14 protein-coding genes are annotated in these 26042 nt (G+C 67.2%); 7 read left to right on the forward strand and 7 right to left on the reverse strand.

Translation table 11 applies throughout. The features are described from left to right. Positions 1 to 256 precede the first annotated feature (256 nt). On the forward strand, positions 257 to 2920 hold the full coding sequence (locus tag BcFMB_RS03670; protein ID WP_099721086.1) for a tetratricopeptide repeat protein: 2664 nt from the start codon (positions 257 to 259) through the stop codon (positions 2918 to 2920). A 74-nt stretch (positions 2921 to 2994) separates the two neighbouring features. Next, positions 2995 to 5640, forward strand: a complete 2646-nt coding sequence (locus tag BcFMB_RS03675; RefSeq protein ID WP_099721087.1) for a tetratricopeptide repeat protein — start codon at positions 2995 to 2997, stop codon at positions 5638 to 5640. Positions 5641 to 5716: 76 nt separating this feature from the next. On the opposite strand, the gene BcFMB_RS03680 is transcribed toward BcFMB_RS03675, so the two are convergent. Continuing rightward, complete coding sequence (locus BcFMB_RS03680) at positions 5717 to 6757, reverse strand: PfkB family carbohydrate kinase (protein WP_099721088.1); 1041 nt, start codon at positions 6755 to 6757, stop codon at positions 5717 to 5719. A 560-nt stretch (positions 6758 to 7317) separates the two neighbouring features. On the opposite strand from BcFMB_RS03680, the gene rpmB reads away from it, so the two are divergent. The 4 genes from rpmB (at position 7318) to rsmD (ending at position 16757) form a co-directional block, all read left to right on the forward strand. After that, positions 7318 to 7515 carry a 50S ribosomal protein L28 gene (gene rpmB / locus BcFMB_RS03685; protein WP_081663964.1) on the forward strand — a complete coding sequence of 66 codons (198 nt, stop codon included), beginning with the start codon at positions 7318 to 7320 and terminating at the stop codon, positions 7513 to 7515. 495 nt (positions 7516 to 8010) lie between these two features. Further along, on the forward strand, positions 8011 to 10428 hold the full coding sequence (locus tag BcFMB_RS03690; RefSeq protein WP_099721089.1) for an ATP-dependent DNA helicase RecG: 2418 nt from the start codon (positions 8011 to 8013) through the stop codon (positions 10426 to 10428). A gap of 319 nt (positions 10429 to 10747) precedes the next feature. Next, positions 10748 to 16126, forward strand: coding sequence for a Spy0128 family protein (locus BcFMB_RS03695; protein ID WP_099721090.1), 5379 nt, complete (start codon positions 10748 to 10750; stop codon positions 16124 to 16126). Positions 16127 to 16145: 19 nt separating this feature from the next. Further along, a complete protein-coding gene (gene rsmD / locus BcFMB_RS03700; RefSeq protein ID WP_099721091.1) occupies positions 16146 to 16757 on the forward strand; it encodes a 16S rRNA (guanine(966)-N(2))-methyltransferase RsmD in 612 nt (203 codons plus the stop codon). Positions 16758 to 16795: 38 nt separating this feature from the next. Here the strand turns inward: rsmD and trmD are convergent, their stop codons facing one another. From trmD to rpsP, 4 genes are all read right to left on the reverse strand, one after another. After that, positions 16796 to 17620 (reverse strand): tRNA (guanosine(37)-N1)-methyltransferase TrmD, encoded by an 825-nt coding sequence (trmD, locus tag BcFMB_RS03705; protein WP_024541614.1) that lies wholly within the window; start codon positions 17618 to 17620, stop codon positions 16796 to 16798. Positions 17621 to 17774: 154 nt separating this feature from the next. Continuing rightward, complete coding sequence (rimM, locus tag BcFMB_RS03710) at positions 17775 to 18302, reverse strand: ribosome maturation factor RimM (RefSeq protein WP_029675748.1); 528 nt, start codon at positions 18300 to 18302, stop codon at positions 17775 to 17777. Between the two features lie 17 nt (positions 18303 to 18319). Next, entirely contained in the window at positions 18320 to 18553 is a 234-nt protein-coding gene (locus BcFMB_RS03715) for an RNA-binding protein (protein WP_026644714.1), read from the reverse strand. 2 nt (positions 18554 to 18555) lie between these two features. Continuing rightward, on the reverse strand, positions 18556 to 19035 hold the full coding sequence (gene rpsP, locus BcFMB_RS03720; protein WP_024541611.1) for a 30S ribosomal protein S16: 480 nt from the start codon (positions 19033 to 19035) through the stop codon (positions 18556 to 18558). Between the two features lie 330 nt (positions 19036 to 19365). Between rpsP and BcFMB_RS03725 the strand changes: the two genes are divergently transcribed. Beyond that, positions 19366 to 22734, forward strand: a complete 3369-nt coding sequence (locus tag BcFMB_RS03725) for a glycoside hydrolase family 2 TIM barrel-domain containing protein (RefSeq protein WP_099721092.1) — start codon at positions 19366 to 19368, stop codon at positions 22732 to 22734. A 6-nt stretch (positions 22735 to 22740) separates the two neighbouring features. Here BcFMB_RS03725 and BcFMB_RS03730 read toward each other — a convergent pair whose 3' ends face one another. After that, positions 22741 to 24147 carry an endonuclease/exonuclease/phosphatase family protein gene (locus BcFMB_RS03730; protein ID WP_099721093.1) on the reverse strand — a complete coding sequence of 469 codons (1407 nt, stop codon included), beginning with the start codon at positions 24145 to 24147 and terminating at the stop codon, positions 22741 to 22743. Positions 24148 to 24259: 112 nt separating this feature from the next. Continuing rightward, complete coding sequence (ffh, locus tag BcFMB_RS03735) at positions 24260 to 25897, reverse strand: signal recognition particle protein (RefSeq protein ID WP_099721094.1); 1638 nt, start codon at positions 25895 to 25897, stop codon at positions 24260 to 24262. Positions 25898 to 26042: the final 145 nt, after the last annotated feature.

Raw genomic sequence — 26042 nt, forward strand, 5'->3', positions numbered from 1 at the left:
CTGCGCCCGCGCGCCCGCGCGCGGTTCTCACGTGCTGGGACGGCGGTGAAGGCGCGCGGCGACTGCGCTACACTGACGAAACCATGGAAAGGCGCGCCACAACGGTGGCGCAGGCGCAATGCCCTCCGAGGAAGGCTTGAGGCTGCGGGCGCCGAGGTCTCGCAGACGATCGGTCCGGTGACGGACATCGATATGCGCCGCAGACGCAGCAGACGACGACGGCCTGGCGGCGCCGTCGGGAAGGAGCATACGCGACGTGTTCGGATTCGGCAGGAAGAAGGACAAGGCACAGCGCGACGCCGAAGCTGCGGCGCAGCAGCGGCAATCAGCGCAGCCGCAGCAGCCAATGGAGCAGCAGCCGTCGGGCATGGCCGCCGCCGTGCCGCCGCCGGCGCCGGCGCCGGCGGGCGGGCACACGAACGGCCCGGTGAGGCTCATCGACCCGGTGCCCGAACAGCCGCAGGACATGCGCGTCGGCGTCGTGCAGGCGCTCGAGCAGCCCGACGGCGGCCAGGGATACATCGTCGAACTGACACCGGCCGGCCAGATGAACATCCTCGCGTGGATCGCCGGCGACGACGCCGTGCATCCGACGTCGACGGTGCTCACCGAGGAGCCGTCGACGGCCGATGTCGAACTCAAGTTCGACGCATGGAACGCCGGCAACGACGTGATCGGCGGCATCTTCGTCTGGGACACCGTGCACGGTTTCCGCGGCGACGACCCCGACCTGCCGATCTGCATCGGCGAATACGCGGTCGGCCCCGACGGCGCCGTCCTCATCGCCCAGTGCTCGTTCGACGCCGGCGTCTACGGGCGCGCGCCGCATCCGCGCGCCGAGGCGATCGCCGCCTGCTGGCTGCTCGCATGCCGTCTGCCCGCCGTGCGCGGCGAACAGATCACGACGAGCTCGGGACGCTTCGCCGACTTCTTCGAACAGGTCGAGAAGATGCCGCTGCCCGACGCGATCGACATGGTCATCCACCGCGGCATGTCGAACGGCGGCCGCGTCACGCCGGTCGAACGCGCGCTCGCGCGGCAGCTCGTCGAGATCGGCGCGCCGCAGATCCGCGCGATCGCCGCGAACACCGACCTCGGCATGCATCGGCTCGACACGACCGGCCAGTTCTGGATCAACTTCGACGAGGAGGCCGTGCAGGGTCTGCAGCGCGACCTCGTCATCGCCGTCGAGGGCGCGTTCAACCGCGCCGTCGACGCGCGCAACGTCGCCGCGCGCCTCGACAACGACGTCGCATTGCTCGCGACGCTCGACGAACGGACGACCGGATTCGTGTTCCGCGACGCCTTCGGCCACTGGGGCGAGCATGCGCGCTTCGTGCGTGGCGAAATCGACGCGCGCAACCCGTTCATGGAGCTCTACGACGCGCGCGCCAGACGCGGCGGCGCATGGGAGTCGCTGACGCGCTTCGGCAACGTCGCCGAACAGCTGCGTCTGCCGTTGCGTCTGCAGTACGGCGTCGACGTCGACAACGCGTCCGGCACGATGGCGATCGCGTTCGGCGCGCCGACGGCGTTGGGATTCCCGGCCTCGCGCGTCGATGACGACGGCGTCTGGCGCGACGCGCGCGACACGCGCGGCGCGCAGGCCTCCGTCTACGCGCTGCGCCTCGCCGGCCTGCTCGCCTACATCGGCTTCTCGTCGAGCGTCGCGACGACGTCGGTGACGATTACGGCGCGCGCCGGCATGATCACCGGCACGCCGGTGCTGTCGATGCGTTTCGAACGCATGGCCTTCTACGGCGACGTGCTGCCGCGCTACCTCGGCGACGACATCGGCGACGCCGTTCTCGACTTCGATCCGGCCGCGCTGCTGCGGCTGCTCGCGCCGGCCGCGCAGGCCGTCGACCTCGGCGCCGACCTCGGCCTTCGCGGCGTCGCGCCGCTGCCGATGCCGCCGGCGATCAAGGCGCACCGCGTGCCGCTGTGGAAGGACATGCGCGAGCTGCCCGCCGACCTCGGCGAGCGTCTGCGCGCCGAACGCGCATGCGAACTCGATGTACTGCACGACGACGCGCCGATCTCGATCGCCGACGTCGAGAAAATCATCGAGGATAACGAGGAGTCGCCGGTGTCGGCCGCGATCGAACTCGAATCGGTCGTCATGGAGCTGTCGAAGTCGCTGCCGCAGGAGACGCCGTCGTTCCGACCGCTGTACTGCAACAACCAGGGCGAGCGCGAACTCGTCGCGCTCGCCGACGACGATCCGCAGGCGCATGCGGACGGCCAACCGCGCGTCGACCCGTCGACGATCCGCTATTTCAAGGTCCCGGACGCGCTGTTCCGCGCATTGATCGAGCTCGCGCGCATCAACATCGCCAACGGGCGGTTCGACAAGGCGCGCGAACTGCTCGCGCGCATCCACCACATCGGCAAACTGTCGATTCCGCCGTACATCAGCGAATCGACGATGTATGTGGACGTCGAGGAGCCCGACTGGCAGAAGGACGCCGACGTGCTGACGAAGGCGCTGCCGTACGCCGTCGAGGCCAACGACGTCGCCATGCTCTACTACCGCCTCGCCTACGCGATGCGCAATCTCGGCAAGCTCGACCTGTCCGCCGCCTGCTACGCGATGACGTTGACGATGCCGGTGCGCTGGCTGCGCGACACGGCGCTCGAGGAGCTGAGCGAACTGCTCGACGGCGACCTGGGCCGCGCGCCGGCGATCGACGACGCCAAGCAGCTGCTGCGCGCGAACGGCATCCCGATCGTGCCGTCGCACGCCCTGATGCATCTGCTCGCGCGCAACACGATCGACCTCGTCGACGCCGGCTTCCCGAAGGCCGCCGCCATCGGCACGCGGCTGCTCGCGGCCGCCGAACGCGACGACACGCTCAACTGGCTCGGCGGCACATTGCTCTACGGCACCTACGGCGAGGACGAGCTCGGCGACGAGTGAGCACCGGAGTTCGGATGACGGACCGATGACGACCGCATGATGATCACGACAGACCACGACCAAAGGACGAAACGATGACGCAGACGAACGGCACAGACGGATTCATCGTGCCACCCATCCCGCCGGCGCCGGGATCCGGCGCCGCGACGCCGACGTCGCAGGCGACCGCGCAAACGACGGCACAGCAGCCGCCGACGGCACAATCGACGCAGCCGTCGCGCGCGAGGCACGCGGCGCGGCCGATCCGTCAGCTCGACGAACGCGGGCGCACCGACCGGCTGCCGACGCTGCCCGGACTGCCGGCGGGCCACACCTACGCGGTGACGGATGCGCTGCCGCAGCCGGCGCACGGCCTCGGCTACGTCGTCGAGGAGGCCGGCGGCGGCGTGCATGTGCTCGCATGGATCCGCGATGATCTGAAGGTGTTCTCGGCCGCCAACGTCCTCGACGCCGCCGCCGCCGACGCGCTACACGGCAACCGCGCCGATGTGCACTTCGACGAATGGGACACGGACGGCGACGACCATACCGGCCCGATGCGCGTGCGCAGCGTCTTCGAACCCGGCCGCGGCGTCAGCTTCGGCGAATACCGCCGCAACGGCGACGAGACGACGATCCTCGCCGCGGCGATGGATCTCGGCCCCTACACGCGCGGCACCTATCCGACGGCGGCCGTGCTTGCGGCGAGTTGGCTGCTCGCGTATCATGTCCCGACGCTCGCCGGCCGCCGTCCCGGCGCCGGACTCGGCCGCATCTTCGACGAGTTCATGCGGGTGACGCGCGAACCGGTCGCCGACGCGGTCGACGCGATCGTCTGGAAGGGCGCCGTCAACGCGGCGACGGCGGCCCCGACCGACCGTTTCGCCGCACGTGAGCTCATCGAGGCCGGCGCGGCCGCGTTGCGCCCGGTCAGCGCGCGCGAATCGGTGCGCTTCATCATCGTCGAGGGCACGAACCTGTTCTGGGCCGTGTTCAATGGCGACCTGCCGACCGAGGACCGGCACGTCGTGCTCGCGATCGAATCGGCGCTCAACCGCATCGGCGCCGTGCGGCGCGTCGCCGACATGCGCGACAACGAGAACGGCTTCGTCACGACGCTCGACGAGGCCGCCTGCTACGACGCGGTGCACCGCCGCGACCACATCTGGTCGCAGCACGTCGACCATGTGCTCGACTACACGAACGTCAACAACCGCTTCGCGCGCATCAACGACGCGGCCGCCGCGCCGGGCGGCATGTGGGACACGTTGACGCGCTTCATCACGATCGGCGAGTCGCTGATCCTGCCGCGCCGCTTCGAATACCGCGCCGACGTCAACGCGGCGACCGGCGAGATGGCGATCATCTTCTCGGCGCCCGACGAAACGCAGTTCCAGTCGAGCGACTGGCACGACGGCCACGTCGTCGACGTGCGCACGATGCGCGCCGCCCACGCCGCGACGTATTCACTCGAACTCGCCGGCCTGCTCGCGCAGATCGCGTTCACGGCCGGGCCGTCCGTCCACGCCGTCACCGTCACCGGCTACCGCGGCTCGCTGTACAAGACCGAGGATCCTGTGCTCTCGCTGCGCTTCGAGCGCGAACGCTTCACGACGAACGTGCTGCCGCGCTACCGCGACGGCGCCTTCGACGACGTGGCGCTCGACGACGATCCGGCGCGCGTCGTGCCGATGCTCGAACCGACGGACTTCGCGCTCGCCTTCAACGCGCGCCGCGGCCTCGACGTCATCACGCCGCTGCCGATCCCGCAGTCGCTGCTGGCGAACCGCACGCCGCTGTGGGCGGACGCGCGCCCACTGCCGCCGCGGCTGGGCGCGCTGCTGCGCGCCGACCGCGCGCGGGATCTCGACATCCTGCACGACGACGCCTCGATCAAGGGATCGGAGGTCATGGACCTGCGCCGCGACAACGAGGAGGACACGCCGATCGGCACGTCGATTGAACTCGAATCGGTCATCATGCAGATCGAGATGAGCGACCAGGCGCCGGCGAACCAGCGGCCGCTATACTGCGAAAACCCGACGCAGCGCCTGCTCGTCTCCCTCGTCGACGACGGTCCGGACACGCGCTACTGGAAGGCGCCGGACGCGCTGTACAACGCGCGCGTGGGGCTGACGCACATCTACCGCGACGACGGCGACTACAAGGCCGCCGTCGCGCAGGCGCAGGCGATGGAGCGCATCGCGCCGACCTGCGCATCCGCGTATTTCGAGGAGGCGGTCGTGCACGCCGACAACGAACATTACGAGGATGCGGCGCGCGTGCTCAAGTTCGCGTTGACGATTGCCGTCGCACGCGACGACGTCGACTTCGTCTACTATCGCCTCGCCTACGCGCTGTGGAATAACGGCGACCGAGAATCGGCGGCCGCCTGCTATGCGATGCGCACGCTCGACAGCGCCTCCTACGCGCCGTCCGCGCGCCGCGAGGTCGCGCAGCTGCTCGCGCAGCTCGGCTGGGACGAGCTGCCCGACCATGACAGGGCCGTCGCCAGGCTGCGCGAGGTCGGCATTCCGGTCGCCCCGCAGGCGCGCGCTCTCGACGTGCTCGCCGAAGCCGCGATGGGACTCGTCGACGCCGGATTCCCGTGCGCGGCCGACGCGGCCGCCGACATCCTCGCGAACTCGATCGACGGCGACGTGCTGCGGCTGCTGCGGCAGTGCCTGCGCTACGGCGTGCTCAACGCCGACGATGTGCTCGCGGCCGAACGCGGGGAGTGAACGGCGGCGTCGCATATGCGACGACCGATCGATGACGGCCCGCCTTCCGTTGCATGGGTGGATTTTCAGGGGAAGATCATTCGGCGAGGCGTTCCTTGATGAACGCGGTCGCCTCGTCGTAGGACGGGCAGACGGGCACGCCGTCGACATTGTGCGCAATCGACAGCGCGGCCGCCGCGTTCGCGATCTGCACGCTCGCCTCGAGGTCCCAGCCCTCGGCGAGCAGCGCGCACAGTGCGCCGGTGTGCACCGGGCCGGCCGAGCGGATATGCGTCGCCTTCGTCGGGAAGCCGTCGATGTGCATGACGCCCTCGCCGTGCTGGCGGATCCAGGCGCCGCGCGAGCCGGCGCGCAGCACGACCGGCGCGCGCAGCACCTCGCTGAGCGCCGTGCACAGTTCGTGCATCGACTCGTCGAAGCCGCCGGAGACGCGCAGCGTCGGCGTCTCGTCGATGCTGATCGACAGTCGTTCGGCGAGCGCATACGCCTGCTGGCGGTTCATCGACCAGACCGGGCGTGCGAGGATCAGCGTCTCGAGCAGCTGCGCGTTGACGAGACGCAACGCGCGCGTCGAATTGAGCACGATGCGGAACGTGCGCGTCTGCGGCTGGCATGCGGGATGCGACAGGAACTGGTGGACGGCGACGGCGCCGTCGTTCATCAGCGCGTTGCTGCCGATGTGGACGACATCGCCCTTCTTCGGGTGGATGTTCTTGAAGGCGTCGGCGTCGCCGCGCGACTCGGCGCCGTGGTGCGCGACATAGGATTTCGCGTCACCGTCGGACAGGATGATGCGCATGCCGTTGTCCTGATTGTGCAACGTGCGGCCGGTGTGGACGATATGCGCCTGACGCAGCGCGTGCGCGATGCAGTCGGCCCACGGGCCGGTGCCCATCATGCTCGCCAACTCGGTGCGCGCGCCCATGCGTTCCGCCGCCTCGAGCACCTGGAAGCTGCCGCCGATCGAACGGCTCACCGTGCTCGCTTCGACGAAACGGCCGGCCTGCGGCATTTCGGGCACGCGCATCAGCGTGTCCACCCAGGTCTGGCCGAGGGAGATCACGGTGGGTTCATGGTCGCGCTGCGCGCGGATCTTGTTGACGATGTCACTGAGCATGGTCGGTTCCTTTCTCACCGGAACCCGGCGCGATTGCCATCTGCCGATGCGCGCGAGGCTCCACTACCTCTTCCTTTACCCACTCCCGATATGGTCCGGCACTTCCCGGCACCGGTTGGCGGCCCCCAGAGAGAAGACGCTCTGGTTACGATTGTAGACGCTGTGTGCGGGAACGGGACACGAACCGGCCCGGTGGTGAGATAGACGGGTGGGCGTAGGGAGATGTGCGGGGATGCGGATGCCCGAATACTGCGGCGGCTTCGGGATAGGTGCGCGGGGCCTGAACCGTCACAGAGCGCTTTGGCGATGTGCCGGGGGTGCGAGCGACTGCGCCGCCGTGCGGGACGTCGGCGTGAGGCGGGCGGGGCGTACGGGGGTATGCGGCGGGTGGTAGGCATGCAGGGGCGAACGGTCGGCGAAATCGTGAGGGGGCACGGGAAAGTGGCGTTGTCCGGCATCTGGATGTATCATTGGGAAGTTGTGTGTGACGGCGTGCGTTCTTGTATGCACGCAGCCGCACGCAGACTTGCAAGTCAACAGTAATTTATAGGGAGTCCATTATGGCAGCTCGTTGTGCAGTGTGTGGCAAGGGCCCGCGTACGGGTTATTCCGTGTCGCACTCGCATATTCGTAACAAGCGCCGCTTCCTGCCGAACCTCCAGCCGGTTCGCACCACCGTGGACGGTCAGAACGTCCGCCTTCGCGTGTGCGCGAAATGCCTCAAGGCAGGCAAGGTTCAGCGTGTGAGCGCCAACTGATATGCATTGAACCATGCGAAACGCATGAAGCAACCCCGTCGGAGGAGTCCATCTCATCCGGCGGGGTTTTTCTGTTCTCCGCCCGGCGACGGCCGCGTTGAGACGGATCGCAGAAGATGCAGAGGACCAGTCTGCGGGCAGACCGCCGGAATCCATCCTGCGTCCGGTTTCGTCGACCGGCTCGACGGTTCGGGTCGCGGACAGGCCGTTTTGCGGTCGTGATCATCGATCGGGCCGATGGGTTGGGACGCTGCGGTCGGGTTCGTCGGGCGCGTCGATGGTTCGGGTCGCAAAGGTGCTGTTCTGCGGGTGGGTTTGTCGGTGGGGCCGATGGGTTGGGACGCTGAGGGGCTGTTTTGCGGGTGGGGTCGTCGACCAGGTCGACGGTTTAGGACGCGGGGACTGGGCCGGACGGCCACCGTTGCGGGCCGTACAGGCCGCACCGCAGCCGCCATCCGTGGCGCCTCGTCCGCGCACGTGGGACAATGGGGGACTATGAGTACCGTGACCGTGGAATCGCCGCTGGCGTCGTTGCTGACGAACAAGCGGCGCGTCAGCGCGCTCAAGGCGCTCGGCGTCACGACGGTCGGTGAGGCGCTCAGCTACTATCCGTTCCGCGTGACCGAGCCGGTGCCGGTGCGCGCGCTCAGTGATGTGCGCTTCGGCGAGAAGATGGCCTGCCCGGTCGTAGTGCGCGGCGTACGCGTCGCGCCGATGAGCTCGCGCGGCTCCTACCGCCTCGAAGTGCTCGTCGACGACGCCGACTACGCGCGCGAGCACCGGCTGCGCCCGGGCGCCGCGAACCTCGTCTTCTTCGCCCACCGCAAGTCGTACATCGACTGGATGGCGTCGCGGCTCGCCACCGGCATGCGCATCGTCATCGCCGGCGACCCGAGCGTCTTCAACGACCGTCTGCAGTTCACGCATCCCGAGATCCTGACCGTCACGCCCGCCGAGCCCACGCCGTCGCCGGCGCAGCTCGCCTTCGACGAGCCGTCCGCCGCGCGCGGCGGCGACCGGCCGCGCAACACGCCCGCCCGCAGATTGCGCTACGACGTCGACTCCGTGGCGCAGGGCCTCGCCCGTGTCTGCCGCCCACGCCCGGTCTACCATGCGAACTCGCGCATCTCGAGCGAACACATCCACGAGTCGATTCTGATGCTGCTGCATATGCTCGCCGGCGACGACCCGCAGGCCGCCGCGACGTCCGACATGACCGCCGCCGACACGCCGACGCATTCGCTGTGGGACGACGGCGACGCCGTGCATGCCGCGCTCGAACAAGCGATTCCCGACGTGCTGCCGGAGCAGGTGCGCGCCGAACTCAATCTGATGCACCGCGCGCAGGCCTTCTGCGCGATCCACGACCCCGACACCGTCGCCGACTTCCGCCATGCGATCCAGACGATGCGCTACGAGGAGGCCTTCGTCTGCCAGTGCGCGCTGCTGATGGCGCGCGACGCGGCGAGTGCGAGCGAAGCCTTCCGCTGCGACGACGTCACGTTGCGCGACGACTACATCGCCACGCTGCCGTTCCCGCTGACCCACGGCCAGCGCGACGTCATCGACCGCATCGGCGAGGACATGCGCGCCGACCATCCGATGCAACGGCTGCTGCAGGGCGAGGTCGGCTCCGGCAAAACCGTCGTCGCCGTCGCCGCGATGCTGCAGGCCGTCGGCTCCGGCCATCAGGCCGTGCTCGTCGCGCCGACGCAGGTGCTCGCCGAACAGCATTACCAGTCGATCGCCGCATCGGTCGGCGCGCTGGACGCCGACGTGCCGGTGCTGCTGCTCACCGGCGGCATGAAGCTCGCCGCGCGCCGCCGCGTCCTCGCGAAGGCCGCGAGCGGCGAACCCTGCATCGTCGTCGCGACGCACGCAGCGTTCTCGAAGTCGTTCCAGGCGCCGAACCTCGCGCTCGCCGTCATCGACGAACAGCACCGCTTCGGCGTCGAGCAGCGCGAGACGCTGCGCGGCAAATCGGAACGCGACCCGCATCTGCTCGTCATGACGGCGACGCCGATTCCGCGCACGGCGGCGATGACATGGTTCGGCGACCTCGACATCTCGTGGCTGACCGAACGGCCGGGAGGTCGCCGCCCGATCCGCACGTTCATCGTGCCGGAGGACGACGGCAAGCTGATGTCGGACATGTTCTGGCATCTGCGTGCGCGCATCGACGCCGGCGAACGCGCGTACATCGTCTGCCCGCGCATCGACGTGCCCAAGGACGATGGCACGGATGCCGACGACGACATGCAGCTCGTCGAACTCGGCGACGACGCCGAGCATCCGCGTCCGCCGCTGCATGCGGTCGTCGAGATCCGCGAACGACTGCAGTCGCTGCCGCAGTTCCGCGGCGTCGCGATCTGCACGCTCACCGGCCGCGCCGACGACGCGGCGAAGCAGCATGTCATGGAGGAGTTCGCGAGCGGCGTGACGCCGGTCATGGTCGCGACGACCGTCATCGAAGTCGGTGTCGACGTGCCGCAGGCGAGCTGCATCGTCATCTTCGACGCCGACCGCTATGGGCTCTCGCAGCTGCATCAGCTGCGTGGCCGCGTCGGCCGAGGCGGCACCGACGCGTGGGCGTTCCTCGTCTCGCGCGCCGAGCCGGCGTCGATCGCCGAGGAGCGGCTGCAGGTCATCGCTGATTCGCTCGACGGCGCCGACATCGCCGCCAAGGATCTCGAGTTGCGCGGCGCCGGCGACGTGCTCGGTGATGCGCAGTCGGGCGGTAAATCGAGTCTCAAGCTGCTGCGCGTCGTCAAGGACGCGCCGATGATCGCCGACGCGCGCGACCGTGCGCAGGCCGTGCTCGCCGCCGATCCGGGGCTTGCGGGACATGTGCAGCTCGCCGGCGCCGTGCTTGATTTCACGCGCGGCAACGAGAAGTTCCTGACGAGCAACTGAGCCGGGCACGGCGCCTGCGGCGGCGACACGCCGAACAACCGATGGAATCGCGCGCGGCGCGTGTGCGCTTTCCGCGGAATCCGCCATGGTCCGTGTGGGAACGACGCCGAAACCGCGAACATGGACGGTCGCGGACGCACATATGAGACGCCGTCGACGTATGAAGATTATGCTGATAGCATGTATGCTAAAAGACAAAAAACTGGGACATCGCCGGTAGGGATTGCATCCGCAGCCTTTCAGGCCCTGATTTCCTGCGGGTGGGGTACGCATCGGCGCGTTTGTCCACAGTGAACAATCTAGAAGCAAAGGCACTGTGATGAACGGACAGCAGGTGCTGGAGTGGGGGAAACGATTCCTCGGTCCAGTCGGTACACAGACGAGGAGGATCGTCGCGGCCGTGATCGGCATGACGATGATCGTGACGATGGCGATCGCCGTGGCGCCGACGCGCGCGGAGGCGGCCGACTCCGCACGCGTCGCCGATCCGACGACCTTCACGCAATGGGAGCAAGGCATCGGCAATCCGACCGATCCGCGATCGACCGGCCGCGTCTGGACCGACAAATCGGTGTCGACGGACGCGGTGACGCTCACGACCTACACCGGTGAAACGGTGCAGGTGGAGCCGAAGCATACCGACAAGGACGCGTTCCTTGTCGGGCTTTCGGCGATGTCAAGCGCACAGAGGATCACCGGCGTCGTGAACGTGACGAAGCCGCTCGACATCGTCCTCGTGCTCGACACATCTGGTTCGATGAAGAATGCGATGGATGGCGGCACCGCTTCGGACACCTATACGGAGGTATATTCCGGCGATCTCGACAAGACGCAGACCTACTACATTCGTGGTTGGTTGTCGTATCGAGAGGTGACTTGGGACGAAAACAGCAAATCTTGGGGGTATAGAGGAAATCAGGGCTCCTGGAATTCGGTGACGCCCAAGACGAGCGCCAATGATTCTGCTTACGGGCATACGCAGTTCTACGAGTACTCCTCGGATTCTCGCATGTTCGCGCTCCAGCAGGCGGTGAACGGCTTCATCGACCAGACGGCCACAGCGAACGCCTCCGTGAGCGATCCGAACAAGAAGAACCGCATCGGTCTGGTCACCTACGCCTGCAAGACCGTGGATGGCCAATGCAAACAGGGTTCCTCGATTCGCAGCGGCCTGACCGCCGACTTCACCGCGTTGCAGACGACGGTCAGCGGTTTGTACGGCGAAGGTGCGACCTATGCCGATGAAGGTCTCCGCCTGGCCAACAACGTACTGAACAATGCCCGCGCCGACGCGAAGAAAGTCGTCATCTTCTTCACCGACGGTGAGCCGGGATACAGCGGATTCGACGGCACTGTGGCCAATGCCGCCATCGCGCAGGCGAAGCTGATGAAGGAAGCGGATGCGAGCGTATACTCGATCGGCGTCTTCGCAGGCGCCGATCCCAGCGCCAACATGGGGGACGTGACCAATTCGAGCGACTCGACGCAGAAGGCGAACGCCTTCATGCAGGGCGTCTCAAGCAACTATCCGAAGGCCACCGGCTTCACGACGGTGCAACTCGGTCAGAAAGCGAGCGGCAAGCACTATCTCGCGGCCTCCGACGCCAACAAGCTCAATCTCGTCTTCGAGACGATTTGGGACGAGGTGTCGAGCGCGCCTACCTCGCCGATCCAGTCGAGTACGCCCGGTTCCTCACATGGCGTCGTGCGTTTCACCGACCAGCTCGGTGACTACATGCATGTGCTCGACATGAACAGCATCGTCTTCGCCGGCAAGCAGTTCACACAGGTCTCGAAGACCACATCGGGCAATACGACGACCTACGTCTTTGACGGCACTGTCGAAGCGAATGAGATCTACAAAGCCGCCGATCTGAGCACGATGACGATCACCGTGCAGAGCTTCGACGATGGCGCCACGCCGGCGCGTCGGGGCGACCTCGTGACCGTCGACGTGCCCGAGGAACTGCTGCCGCTGCGCCTGTATTCGGCGAAGGTCAACGCCGACGGCAGCGTCAAGACGCAGATCAACCGCACCCATCCGATGCGCCTGTTCTACGAGGTCGGGCTCAAGGACGGCGTCAAGGAGCTCGTCTCGAAGCCGGACGCCGACATGACCCAGTACATCGCCGCGAATAAGGACGCCGACGGCACGATCCGCTTCTTGACGAACCGTTACGACGGCCAGCCGAACGAAGGTTACGGCGACACGACCGCCGTGTTCACGCCGGCGACGACGAACGACTTCTACTATTTCACGCAGGACACGCCGCTGTACAACTCGCAGAGCCTCGACGACCCGGCGACGGAGATCGACGCCGACGGCACCTACTACTACCAGCGCGTGTTCTACGCCGACGACGCGCGCCATGAACAGTGGATCGCCGTGCCCGGCGAGGCGGCGGTCCGCGCCGCCGCCCAGAACCCGACGACCAGTCAGTGGTATGTGACGGCCGGCACGCCGCGCACGGCGCTCGCGAACCAGTACACGCGTGAGAAATCGGAGAATCCGACCGATACGGCGAAATATGCGTCGTCGCCGCAATGGGTCGACACGCAGGTCGATGTGCGTCTCGGCAACAACGGTGTGCAGCGGCTCAAAATCCCCGGCGCGCTCACGGTGACCGAGACGGTCGTCTGGCCGCAAGGCGTCACACCCGATCCGGACAAATCCTTCCCGTTCACGCTTACGTTGGCGAACGCCGACGGCACGCCGTTCACCGGCACCGTGCGCGGCGAGAAGAGCGACGGCACGACAACCGAAATCGGCAACGGCTCGACGTTCTCACTCAAGGACGGCGAATCGATCAGCGTCTACGACATCCCGGCGGGCGTCACGGCGACCTGCGTGCAGACGAACGCCGGCGGCCCCGGCTGGAGCGTCGATGATGGTCCGACGCGTGCGGGAACGGTGACTTCCGGCGGCATGCTGACGATGCCGTATGTGAACCGCTACACGCCCGAGCCGGTCACGCTCGAGGGGCCGTCGGTCAGCGGCGTCAAGGTGCTTGAAGGTCGAGACTGGAACACCGACAACGACCGCTTCACGTTCACGATCAGCGCCGGTGATGCGAATCCGGCCGACGCGATGCCCGAACAGACGAGCGTCACGTTGAGCGGCGCGTATGACGAGGACGAGCGGGTGCCGTTCACCTTCGGATCGATCGTCTACACGATGCCGGGCACCTACCAGTACGTCATCAGGGAGTCCGACAACGCCGACACCGGCGACGCGCAGCCCAATATGCGCTATTCGGCGGCGCGGTATGTGCTCACCGTCGTCGTCGAGGACGATGGCGAGGGCAGGTTGACGATCGCCAGCCGACAGCTGACGAACACCTTCGCCGATGACGGTTCCCATCTCGACGGCGAACCGCCCGTCGAGGCCGCCGTGTTCACGAACCGGTTCCTCGGCGTGGACGAGGCGACGGCCGACATCCACGGCATCAAGCATTACGAGGACGTCACCGGCACGAACCCGAACGACACGGTCGGCAAGTTCAAGGTGCGCGTCACCGCCGATCCGGCCAATCCCGAAGGCGGCCCCGTGCTGCCCGACGACGGCGCGATCGTCGACGTCGGCCTCGACGGCAGCTGGCGGCAGGTCCTCCAGTTCACCGGCGACGCGCTCGGCCACGATACCGAGGCGAAGCGGTTCACCTACCATGTGCGCGAAGTCGTCCCCGAAGGCGTGACCGCCGCGAATCCGACGAAGGACGGCATGACCTACGACCTGAACGACTACACGGTCGTCGTGACGGTGAGCCGCGACGCGGAAGACAACCTCGTCACGTCGGTCGAATATCCCGGCGGCGGCACGCAGGTCGAGCTGAGCAACCGCTACGAGGCGACGCCTGTCGATGTCCAGCTGGACGTGCAGAAGAAGGTCACCGGCGGCGCCGCCGCGGAAGGCAAGTTCACGTTCGAAGCCTCGCTCGCCGGCGATGCGGCGAACGTGATCGTGAACGGCGCGCCGTGGAACGATGCGCTGACGGCCATGACGCCGGCGATCGCCGAGGACGCCACCGGCGATGTGACGTTCCCGAAGCTGACCTTCACGAAGCCGGGCACCTACACGTTCACGATCAACGAGCAGCTGCCGGACACATTGCAGCCGACGGCCGAAGGATGGACCTACGACACGCATCGGCACACGGTGACTGTCGTCGTCACGGATGAGCACGGCAAGCTGCAGGCGGTGCTGAGCTCTGATGAATCGACGAAGCTGTTCACGAACACCTATGCCGTCGAATCGCTCAACTACGGCGACGTCGGCGCGCTGCGCATCAGCAAGACATTGACCGGACGTGCGATGCGCGCAGGCGAGTTCTCGTTCGGCATCACGCCGATCGGCGATGCCCCGCTTCCGGAAGGCGCGGGACGGACCTCGAACCCCTACACAGCTCCGGCAGGTCAGGCGCTCGTCTGGCCGGTCAACGGCACATTGCTCGGCGGACTGACCTTCACGAAGGAGGACGCCGGCAAGACCTACTGCTACAAGATCGCCGAAATCGTCCCGTCTGCCGCGATGCCCGGACCGGACGGCGGACCCGTCTTCCAAGGCGTGACCTACGACACCGCCGTGCACAAGGCGTGCATCGCCGTCAGCGACACCGGCAAAGGCACGCTCGAGGTGACGACGACCGTCGATGATGCAGCCACTACGGTCGCGGCGTTCACGAACCATTACAAGATCGAGCCGACAACGCAGTCCGTCACGTTCATGAAGGCGCTGCAGGGCCGTGACTGGAAGGATGGCGAGTCCTTCACGTTCACGCTCGCCGCCGACGGGGAATCCTCCTCCGTCGATGAAACAACGCTCGCCGCGGCCATGCCGCAGACCCATGAGGTGACGGTGACGAAAGAGAACGCCAACGGCTTCGGATTCGGCGACTTCACGTTCAGCCAGCCGGGCACCTACGTCTACACGGTCACCGAGGCCAACGCCGGCAAGACGATCGACGGTCTGCACTATGCGCAGCCGGCGCGCGTCTCCTTCAGCGTCATCGACAACGGTCTCGGCGCGTACAGTGTCGGATGGACGGTCACCGGCATCAACGGCACGACCTTCATCAACGTGTACGAGCCGACTCCGGTGCAGGTGACGACCCCGGCCGAACTCAAGAAGGAGCTGCGCGCGCCGTCGTGGGACGACGATTGGCGGTTCCGTTTCACATTGCAGGACGTGACCGAATACGCGCCCGACGACCCGCAGCCGACATTGCCACAGTGGAAGGTCGGACAGGCCGATGGCGGCGCGACGACCGCAGATGGCGCCGCCGAAACGCCGCAGAGCCCGGTCAGCTGCGACGTCGAGAAACGCACATGCACGGTGGGCGTCGGCAAGCCGGAAAGCGGCTTCGTCACGCCGATCAGCTTCGGCACCTTCACGTTCATCCATGCCGGCACCTACGTCTACCATGTCAGCGAGATCGACGACACCGCGACGCAGGGCGGCATCTACTACGACACGCATACGGCGACGTTGACGATCACGGTGACCGATGACGGCGACGGCAAGCTGACGGCGACGACGACCGTCGACGACGGCACCTTCGTCAACACGGCCGGCGTCGAACTGCCGTCGACCGGCGGCAGACGCGAACAGGGCATGATTACATTGGCGCTCGCGATCGTGTTCCTGCTCGGCGCGGCCGGCTGTGCGCTGCGCCTGAACCGCGTCACGATGGGCGGGTGAGGCGCTAGGCTCTGAAGGTATGCATGTCATCACCGGCAGATTCAAAGGCGCGCCGCTCGCGACGCCGCGTTCCGTGACGCGACCGACGACCGACCGGACGAAGGAGGCGCTGTTCTCGCGCCTTGAATCGCACGGCCTGCTGCAGGACGCGCGGGTGCTCGACCTCTTCGGCGGCACCGGCGCGCTCGGCATCGAGGCGCTGAGCCGCGGCGCGCGTGAACTCGTCGTCGTCGAGGCGAACGCGCAGGCGGCGAAACTGATCGCCGGCACATTGACGGCGATCAAACGGCACGCCGGCTGGGAGGAAGGCATGGATGCGCATGTCGTGCGCGCGAAGGCCGAACGCTACGCGGCGAAGGCGAAGGTCGACGCGCCGTTCGACCTTGTGCTCATCGACCCGCCGTACATATTCGCGACCGACGACTGCGCGCGGCTGCTCGACGACCTCGTCACGCGCGGACTGGTGGGGGAGCACGGCGCGATCGTCCTCGAACGCTCGAAGCGCACGAAGCCGCCGGCGCCGCCTGCGGGATGGGTCGAGGACGACCGCCGCGACTACGGTGAGACGACCGTCTACACCTACCGTTCGGACGCCTACGAACGGCTCGTCGACGCGCAGTGCGGCGACTGAGATGGCAGAACACTGAAACGCTTCAGCACTGCACCATCTCAGCCAAGCCGGCGCGGATGCGAGCCGGAGACCTCCCAGCCGAGCGCCATCAGCGTCTTGCGGTCGGCCTTGTCGAGCGCCGCGCAATCGAGACGTTCGATCAGGTCGGGACGGATCCTCGACGTCTTCTCGAGCGCCTCGTCGCGCCGGAATCGGTCGACCTTGCCGTGGTCGCCGGAGATCAGCACCGGCGGCACCGCCATGCCGCGCCATGTGGCCGGCTTCGTGTACTGGCTGTGCTCGAGCAATGCGTTCGCGCCGGTATATGATTCCTCGACGATCGACTCGGCGTTGCCCATGAAGCCGGGCAGCAGCCTGGTGATCGCCTCGAGCATCACCGAGACGGCGACCTCGCCGCCGTTGAGCACGTAATCGCCGATCGAGTACTCGCGCACGTCGATGCCGCGCTCGCGGTAGTACTGCGGGATGCGCGCGTCGTAGCCCTCGTAGCGGCCGCAGCCGAAGACGAGATGCCCGGCGTGCGATAATGCCGTCGCGTCCTGCTGCGTGAACAGCGGCGCCGACGGATTCGGGAAGATCAGGATCGGGGAGTCGGAGGAGGGTGTCGCATCGGCGTCCGCCGGGGCGTCCGCCGGGACGTCGAGCAGCTCGTCGAGGCATTCGGCCCACACCTCGGGCTTCATCACCATGCCGGCGCCGCCGCCGACCGGCGTATCGTCGACCGACTGGTGCACGTCATGCGTCCAGTCGCGCAGATTGTGCGCGCGGACCGTGACGAGCCCACGTTCCATCGCCTTGCCGAACAGGCTGAGGTTGAGCACGTCGAAGTACTCCGGGAACACGGAGACGATGTCGATGTCCATGAGGACTCCTTGCAGTGTTGATGAAGTAGTGGCGTTGATGGCAACGCGGTGTCGATGACGACACAGTGTCACCGTCGATGCAGCCGAATGCCCCGGCCACGTGGCGCGGCCGAGGCATTCGGGAAAACGGTCGGATGATGGTCGGCGGCGGCCGTCAGATGCCAGGGATCAGGCCGCCGGGAGGATCGATCGTCAGATAACCCTCCTCGAGGTCCACGTCGGGCACGAGGTCGATGACGAAGGGCACGAGCGCGGTCTTCTCGTCGCCGACCGGCTCGGCCAAGCGGATCTTGAGCAGCCACTGCGCGCCCTCGATCATGTCGACGACGTTGCCGAGGACACGGCCGTCCGACTTGAGCCGCGCCTCGAGGCCGACGATGTCCTTCGGATAGAACTCGTCCTCCTCGAGCTCCCACGGCTCGCCGTAGAGGACCGTGCCGCCCAGCGCCTCGGCCGCGTTGCGGTCGTCGACGCCTTCAAGCTTGATGTACCAGCGGTTCTTGAACGTGCGCGCGCCCTCGACGACGTATTCGTCGGCGGCGCCCTTCGTGAACAGCGGCGAGCCGGGGGCGAAACGCTCCTCGGGTTCGTCGGTGAACAGCTGCACGCTCACTTCGCCTTTGAGTCCCTGCGCGCGTCCGATACGACAGACCCTCAGCAGCTCGGGCTGTTGAGGGTCCATCGGTGAAGATTCATGATTCACTTGCGCACATCCATGATGTCGACGCGCACCTTGTGGTCGGCCATCGCCTGCACCACGGTGCGGATCGCGTTGGCGGTGCGGCCGTTGCGGCCGATCACACGTCCGATGTCCTCAGGATTGACGCGCACGCGAATCAGCTCACCACGCGCGTTCTCATGGGACTTGACCGAAACGTCGTCAGGGAAATCGACGATGTTCTTAATCAGATGTTCCACGACTTGAGCAAGCATGATCAGACGGCTTCCGGAGCGGACTCTTCAGGATCGGCGAACTCGACCTTCTCGTCGGCCTTCTGCTCGGCAGCGGCGTCGGCGTCGGTGGCGGCCTCGTTGGCCTTGAGCTCGGCTTCGGCCTTCGCGGCCTTGAGCTTCTGCGCCTTCGTGTCGGCCTCTTCGATGAGCGTGGCCGCATCCGGCTTCGCGGCGACGGTCTTCAGCGTGCCCTCGGCACCCTTGAGGCCCTTGAACTTCTGCCAGTCGCCGGTGATCTTGAGGAGGTTGCGGACCTGGTCGGTCGGCTGGGCGCCGACGCCGAGCCAGTACTGCGCGCGATCGGAATCGATCTCGATCGTCGAAGGCTGCGTGTTCGGGTTGTACAGACCGATCTCCTCGATGGCCTGGCCGTCACGCTTGTTGCGCGAATCCATGACGACGACGCGGTACACGGCATAGAACTTCTTGCCCATGCGCTTGAGACGAATCTTGGTTGCCAAAACGGCTCTCCTTGTAACTAGGGTTGCGCGCCGCGCTTCGCCGTGTGGGGCACGGCTCGACCGGCACGCGCGTTCCTTGGCGCCTACGGGTGATGAGAGGGTCCCGCATCGCCAAATAACCAAGTCAGGATACATCAACCCGTGGTCATCGCCGCCGTCCGCGGCCGCCGACGGCGTAACGGCGCCGCAAGGCCCGGCAACGTGGGCGGATTATAGTGTGAGATGGAACCGCCGCGCCGCCGTATGCGCGGCCGATGCCGACGCGCCCCGCGCCGCCACTCCACCGCCGTCAACCGCCGTCAACGAGGATCGATCACAAGGAGGCCTGCGATGTTCATTCCGCGCTACTACGAGGACCTGTCCACGTTGCATGTGGGTTGCGAGCCGAACCGCGCGTATTTCATCCCGGCGAGCGAGGCGGTTGACACGAGCTTCGACCGGCGCGTGCATTCCGATCGGTTCCAGCTGCTCGACGGCGACTGGGCATTCCGCTACTACGCGAGCATCCACGACCTCGACGCCGAGGTCGCCGCCGCGGCCGCCGCCTACGACCCGATCTTCACCGACGTCGCCTTCAACCCCGGCGACGACTACACGCAGATCCCGGTGCCGTCGGTCTGGCAGATGCACGGCTTCGACCACAACCAGTACACGAACATCCGCTATCCGTTCCCCTTCGACCCGCCCTTCGTGCCGCAGGACGACCCCTGCGCCGTCTACCGCACGACCTTCGACTACGCGCGCGACGAGGCGGCGCCGCGCGCGTACCTCAACTTCGAGGGCGTCGACAGCTGCTTCTATCTGTGGCTCAACGGCGTCTTCGTCGGCTATTCGCAGGTTTCGCACGCGACGAGCGAATTCGACGTGACCGACCTGATCGAGGACGGCGAGAACACGCTCGCCGTCCTCGTGCTCAAATGGTGCGACGGCAGCTACCTCGAGGACCAGGACAAGCTGCGCATGAGCGGCATCTTCCGCGACGTCTACCTGCTCAAGCGGCCGACGCGGATGATCCGCGACTACTTCGTGCACACGGCGATCGACTTCGACGACGGCCGGCGCACGACGGTGACCGTCGACTTCGACGCCGGCGCCGCCGGGCTGCCCGAGCATGTCGACGTCGCGATCCTCGACGCCGACGGCGAAGCCGTCGACACCGTCCGCGCGCAGGCCATCGCCGACAGCGACGACGTCAACGTCGACGACACGGTGTTCGATGTCCGCGCCCGCGCGACGCTGACGATTCCCGACGCGCAGCTGTGGAATCCCGAGGAACCCTACTGCTACCGTCTCGTCATCGTCACCGACGACGAGACGATCACGTCGCTGCTGAGCGTGTGCGAGGTGCGCGCCGCGCTCGGCGACGACGGCGTGCACGAGCGGATCGAACTCAACCGCCGTCCGATTACGATCCACGGCATGAACCGCCACGACGCCGACCCGGTCACCGGCGCCGCCGTCACGCCGCAGCGCTTCCGGGAGGATCTGCTGCTGATGAAGCAGCACAACGTCAACGGCGTGCGCACGAGCCACTACCCGAGCGCGCCGTACTGCTACGACCTGTACGCCGAACTCGGTTTCCTCGTCGTCGACGAGGCCGACATCGAGGCGCACGGCGCCTACATGCTGCAGTACGAGCACGACGGCGGCGTCGACGACACGGCCGCGCTCGAAGGATGGAACACGCACATCGCCGACAGCGAGGACTTCGCGCCGGCCATCCTCGACCGCGTGCGCCGCTGCGTCGAACGCGACAAGAACCATGGCTGCGTGCTGTTCTGGTCACTCGGCAACGAATCGGCGTACGGCCGCGGCTTCGAACGCGCCGTCGCATGGATCAAACAGTACGACACGTCGCGGCTGACGCATTACGAAAGCGCGCGCTATGTCGAACACGGCGGCCACGACGCCCACGACTACGACGCGGTCGACGTGCACAGCCGCATGTATCCGTCGATCGCCGAGATCGACGCCTACTTCGCCGCCGACGGACCGCACGGCGACGGCGCGAACGGCGAGGACGGCAGCAGCCCCGACGGCACCGTCAAACCGTATCTGATGTGCGAGTTCTGCCATGCGATGGGCAACGGCCCGGGCGACCTCGAGGACTACTTCCAAGCGATCGAACGGCATCCGGGACTCGCCGGCGGCTACGTCTGGGAGTGGTGCGACCACGCCGTCGACGCCGGCCGCACGCCGCAGGGACGCCGCGAATACCTGTACGGCGGCGACTTCGGCGAGCGCATCAACGACGGCAACTTCTGCGTCGACGGCATGGTCTCGCCCGACCGCACGCCGCACTCCGGCCTCGATGAATTCAAGAACGTGTTCCGCCCGGCGCGCGTCGTCACATGCGCCGTCGACGGCGCCGACGTGCAGGTGACGCTGCACAACCATCTCGACTTCACGACGTTGTCCGACCGGGTGCAGCTCATGTGGGAGCTGTACGTCGACGGCGTCATGCAGGCCTATGCATTGTGCGACGACGAGACGTGCGCCGCCGCGATGGCGATCGCGCCCGGCGACGAGGGCGTCGTGGACCTGCCCGGCATGCCCGATCTGCGCGACGTCGACGGCAGCGTCACGATCGTGCTGCGGTATCTGACGAAGGAGCCGATGTGGGGGATGGCGCCGCTGTTCGAACTCGGCTTCGACGAGGTCGCCGTCACCGTGGCCGGCGCCGACGGCCGCAACCAGTGGGTCGTGCGTCAACATGAGGAGATGCATGCCGGCGACGAGCGTGGCGCGACGATCCAGCTGCGCCGCGCCGGCACGTCGATCGTGCTCGAAGGCGCCGACTGGCGTTACGAACTCGATGCCCGCACCGGTCTGTTCGCGCGGATGAGCTACCGCAACCGCGCGCTGCTCATGCGGCCGATGCAGATCGACGTCTGGCGTGCGCCGACCGACAACGACCAGTACATCCGCCGCGACTGGGAGCGCGCGCAGTACGACCATGCGAGCGCACGCGCCTACGACGTCGCCGTGCGCACCGTCGCGTCGAGCGGCATCGCACAGCCCGAGGAAGGCCGCGCGATCGCGAACGAGGTCGACCCCGACGACGCGTGCCTCGCGCCGAACGCCGTCGAACTGCGCGTCTCGATGGGCGTCGTCGCGCCGAGCGTGCAGCCGATCGCGCACGTCGACGCCGTCTGGACCGTGCACGCCGACGGCTCGGTCGCGTTGGCGATGGACGTCGCGCGCGACACGGCGTTCCCGTTCCTGCCGCGCTTCGGCATCCGCATGATGCTGCCCAGGACGATGAGGAACGTCGTCTACTGCGGCTACGGGCCGAACGAAAGCTACGTCGACAAGCATCGCTCATGCTGGCACGGCATCTTCGAAGGGACGCCGACGACGTTGGCCGAACACGAGATCAGGCCGCAGGAGAACGGCAACCACCATGACTGCGACTGGGCGAGCGTCGGCGGCGACGGCGTCGCATTGGTCGTGCTGCGCGGCGACGGCGCCGACGACGCGCGCGCCTTCGACTTCCAGACGCTCGAATACACGGCCGAGGAGATGACATGCGCGCGGCACGACTTCGAACTCGACCGCGCCGACATGACCATCGTCTGCGTCGACTACATGCAGTCGGGCATCGGCTCGAACAGCTGCGGACCCGAGCTGCTGCCGCAGTACCGGCTCGACGACGCGCGCTTCCGCTTCGTCGTCACGTTGCGGCCGCAGACGGCTTGAGCGACGTCAGTCGGCGTCCGATCCGTCCTGCTGCGCGGCGCGGATATGGTCGCGGGCGCGCTCGCGGGCGAGCGGCGGCAGCGAATCCGGCCACGTCTCGCCGGCGCCGGCGTTGAGCGGCGTCGGATGGTCGATGATCGTCAACGTCGCGGCGAGCGCGAGATGGTCGGTGCCATGCACCTCGATCGCTCGTACGTCGGAGGCGGTCAGATAGTCGGTGAACAGCACATGGTCGAGCACGATGCGCGGCCACTTGAGCCAGCGTGGATAGGTCGGGTGCAGGCCGCGCGCGTCGGTGAGCGCCGCGTCGTGGAAGCCGGCGGCGAGCAACTTGCGGAAGCTCGGATGGGCGATGCTCGCGTTGAAGTCGCCCATGACGACGTTGATCGTCTCATGTTCGGGCGTCTGCGCGGCGGCCGCGGCGGCTGTGTCTGCTGCGTTGGCTGTGTCGACCGCGTCGCCCGCGTGGCCGGCGTGGCCGTGGCGCGCGGCGCGGTCGGCCGTCGCGGAGCGCGCGGAGATTCCGGCCTGCATGAACGAATCGTCATGGGAGTCGTCCTTGGTTGCGGCGGTCGCGGCTGCGCGGTTCGCCGCGTCGATCGCCGCGAGCGTCGGGTATTTCTCGCGCGGCTCGTCCTTCGGATGGCGGATCAATGCGCGCAGGCCGATGATGCCCGCCGACCAGTCGCGGCAGCCGCGCATCGGCGACTTCGGATGGGCGGCTGCGAAGGTGATGTCGCGCGTCGACGAGAACGGGATCGTCATCGTCGGCACGTCGGCGGCCGGAATCGGCACGCCGGTCGGTGTGCTCGCCGACGGTTCGACGCGCATCCAGACGCCGTTGAAGCCGCCGTTGTCGGTCGGCAGCGCCTCGCCGAGCTCATGGTAGGGCAGCAGCGCGTCGAGCCCGGCGGCCTTGAGACGCGCGACGAGGTCCCCACTGAGCTCCTGCAGCGCGAGGACGGCGACGTCCTCGTCGCGCACGAGGGCGACGATCTGTTCGGCGTCGGCGCGGCCGTAACGGCAGTTGAGCGTCAGCACGCGGAACTGGCCGCGGTCGGGATGCGATTTGCGCGGGCGGGAGGCAGCGTCCGTCTTGCCGGCCGCGCGCGCCTTGCGGGCGGCAAGACGGCGCGCGAGCGCGGCCGCCGTGTTCGGCGCCTTGATGTCGTTGAGCCAATAGGCGGACTGCCGCATCAGCGACGCGATGAGCATGACGGCGGCACAGATCGTGAACGGCCAGTCATGCAGGCAGCCGCCGACGATCGCGAGCGCGGTGAAGGGGATCCACAGGAACGGCGTCAGCGCGATCAGATAGGGCAGCGGCCGGTGGCCATCCCAGCCGGCGGGCAGCTCGGTGAGCGCAAGCCACGCGACCAGCACGATCAGCACGATCCACATCGCGACGAGCATCGGGAAACCTTTCTGTAGAGCGCGCTGAGTTCGGCGCACGGTCAAATCAAACGGTCAATCAAACAGAGGGCGACTGCTGTCGGCAGTCGCCCTCGCATCGGGAACGGACGGATCAGTTGCCGCCGAGCAGGCCGCCGAGGCCGCCGCCGAGATTCGGCGGAAGGTCGGCGCCGCCGAGCATCCCCTGCAGCTCGTCGGGCAGCTGCGGCGTCTTCGGCTTCTTGACGAAGGCGGAACCGGAGGCGCTCGGCTTGCCGGACAGACGTGCGCGCAGCGCCTGCTCCTCGGCCTCGCGCTTCATCGGGTTGCCGGACTTCGACCCGCCCTTCTTGCCTTTCTTGCCCTTCTTGGCGTTCTTGCGGCTCGAGCCGCCGCCGAAGCCGCCCATCGCGCCGAAACCGGCTTTGTTGCTCATGCGCTTCATCATCTTCGACGCCTGTTCGAAGCGCTGCAGCAGCGCGTTGACGGCGGAGACGGTCACGCCCGAGCCGTAGGCGATGCGCGCACGACGCGACCCGTCGATGATCTTCGGGTTGCGGCGCTCCTCGGGCGTCATCGAACGGATGATCGCCTCGGTGCGGTCGATCTCGCGCTCGTCGAACTGCTCAAGCTCCTTGCGATGCTGCGCCATGCCCGGAATCATGCCGAGCAGCGACTTCATCGAGCCGAGCTTACGCACCTGCTGCAGCTGCGCGAGGAAGTCATCGAGGCCGAAATCACCTTCGGCCATCTTCTCGGCGGCCTTGCGCGTCTGCTCCTCGTCGAATTCGCGCTGCGCCTGCTCGATGAGCGTCAGGATGTCGCCCATGTCGAGGATGCGCGACGCCATACGATCAGGATGGAAGACCTCGAAGTCCTTGAGGCCCTCGCCGTTCGACGCGAACAGGATCGGCTTGCCGGTCACCGACGCGACCGACAGCGCGGCGCCGCCACGCGCGTCGCCGTCGAGCTTCGAGAGCACGACGCCGGTGAAGTCGACGCCCTCGTCGAAGGCCTGCGCGGTGCGCACCGCGTCCTGGCCGATCATCGCGTCGATGACGAAAAGAATCTCGTTCGGCTGCACGGCGTCGCGGATGTCGCGCGCCTGCTTCATCAGCGTCTCGTCGACGCCGAGACGACCCGCCGTATCGATGATGACGGTGTCGTAGAGCTTCTGGCGCGCGTATTCGATCGAATCACGCGCGACCTTGACCGGATCGCCATGCGTCTCGCCGGGGGCGGAAACCGCTTCGCCGCCCGCGGACTGCACGCCCTTCTCGGGTGCGTACACCGGCACGCCGGCGCGCTCGCCGACGACCTCAAGCTGCGTCACCGCGTTCGGACGCTGCAGATCGGCTGCGACGAGCAGCGGCGTGTGGCCCGACTCCTTGAGCCAGTAGCCGAGCTTGCCGGCGAGCGTCGTCTTGCCGGCGCCCTGCAGGCCCGCGAGCATGATGATCGTCGGCGGCGTCTTCGCGAAGTTGAGCGGACGATCGACGCCCTGACCGAGGATGTCGGTGAGTTCGTCATTGACGATCTTGACGACCTGCTGCGCCGGGTTGAGCGCCTCGGAGACCTCGGCGCCGAGCGCGCGTTCGCGCACACGCGCCGTGAACGAACGCACGACGTCGAGCGAGACGTCCGCGTCGAGCAGCGCGCGGCGGATCTCGCGGATCGTGCCGTCGATGTCCGCTTCGGAAAGCTTGCCTTTGCTCTTGAGATGCTTGAACGCGTTCGAGAGCCTGTCTGTAAGAGAACTGAATGCTGCCATAGTGGGTACGATTCTAGCGTGTTGAGGGGAAATCGTGCAGCTTGCGCACCGGAACTCCACGACGATGCGCGCGTTCACTACACTGGTGGGAGTGCGCCGACGGAGCGCACGGAGCAGTGCGCGGATGAGGCGCACCGATGGCGGG

Origin of the sequence: Bifidobacterium choerinum (assembly GCF_002761235.1) — a bacterium.
GTDB lineage: Bacteria > Actinomycetota > Actinomycetes > Actinomycetales > Bifidobacteriaceae > Bifidobacterium > Bifidobacterium choerinum.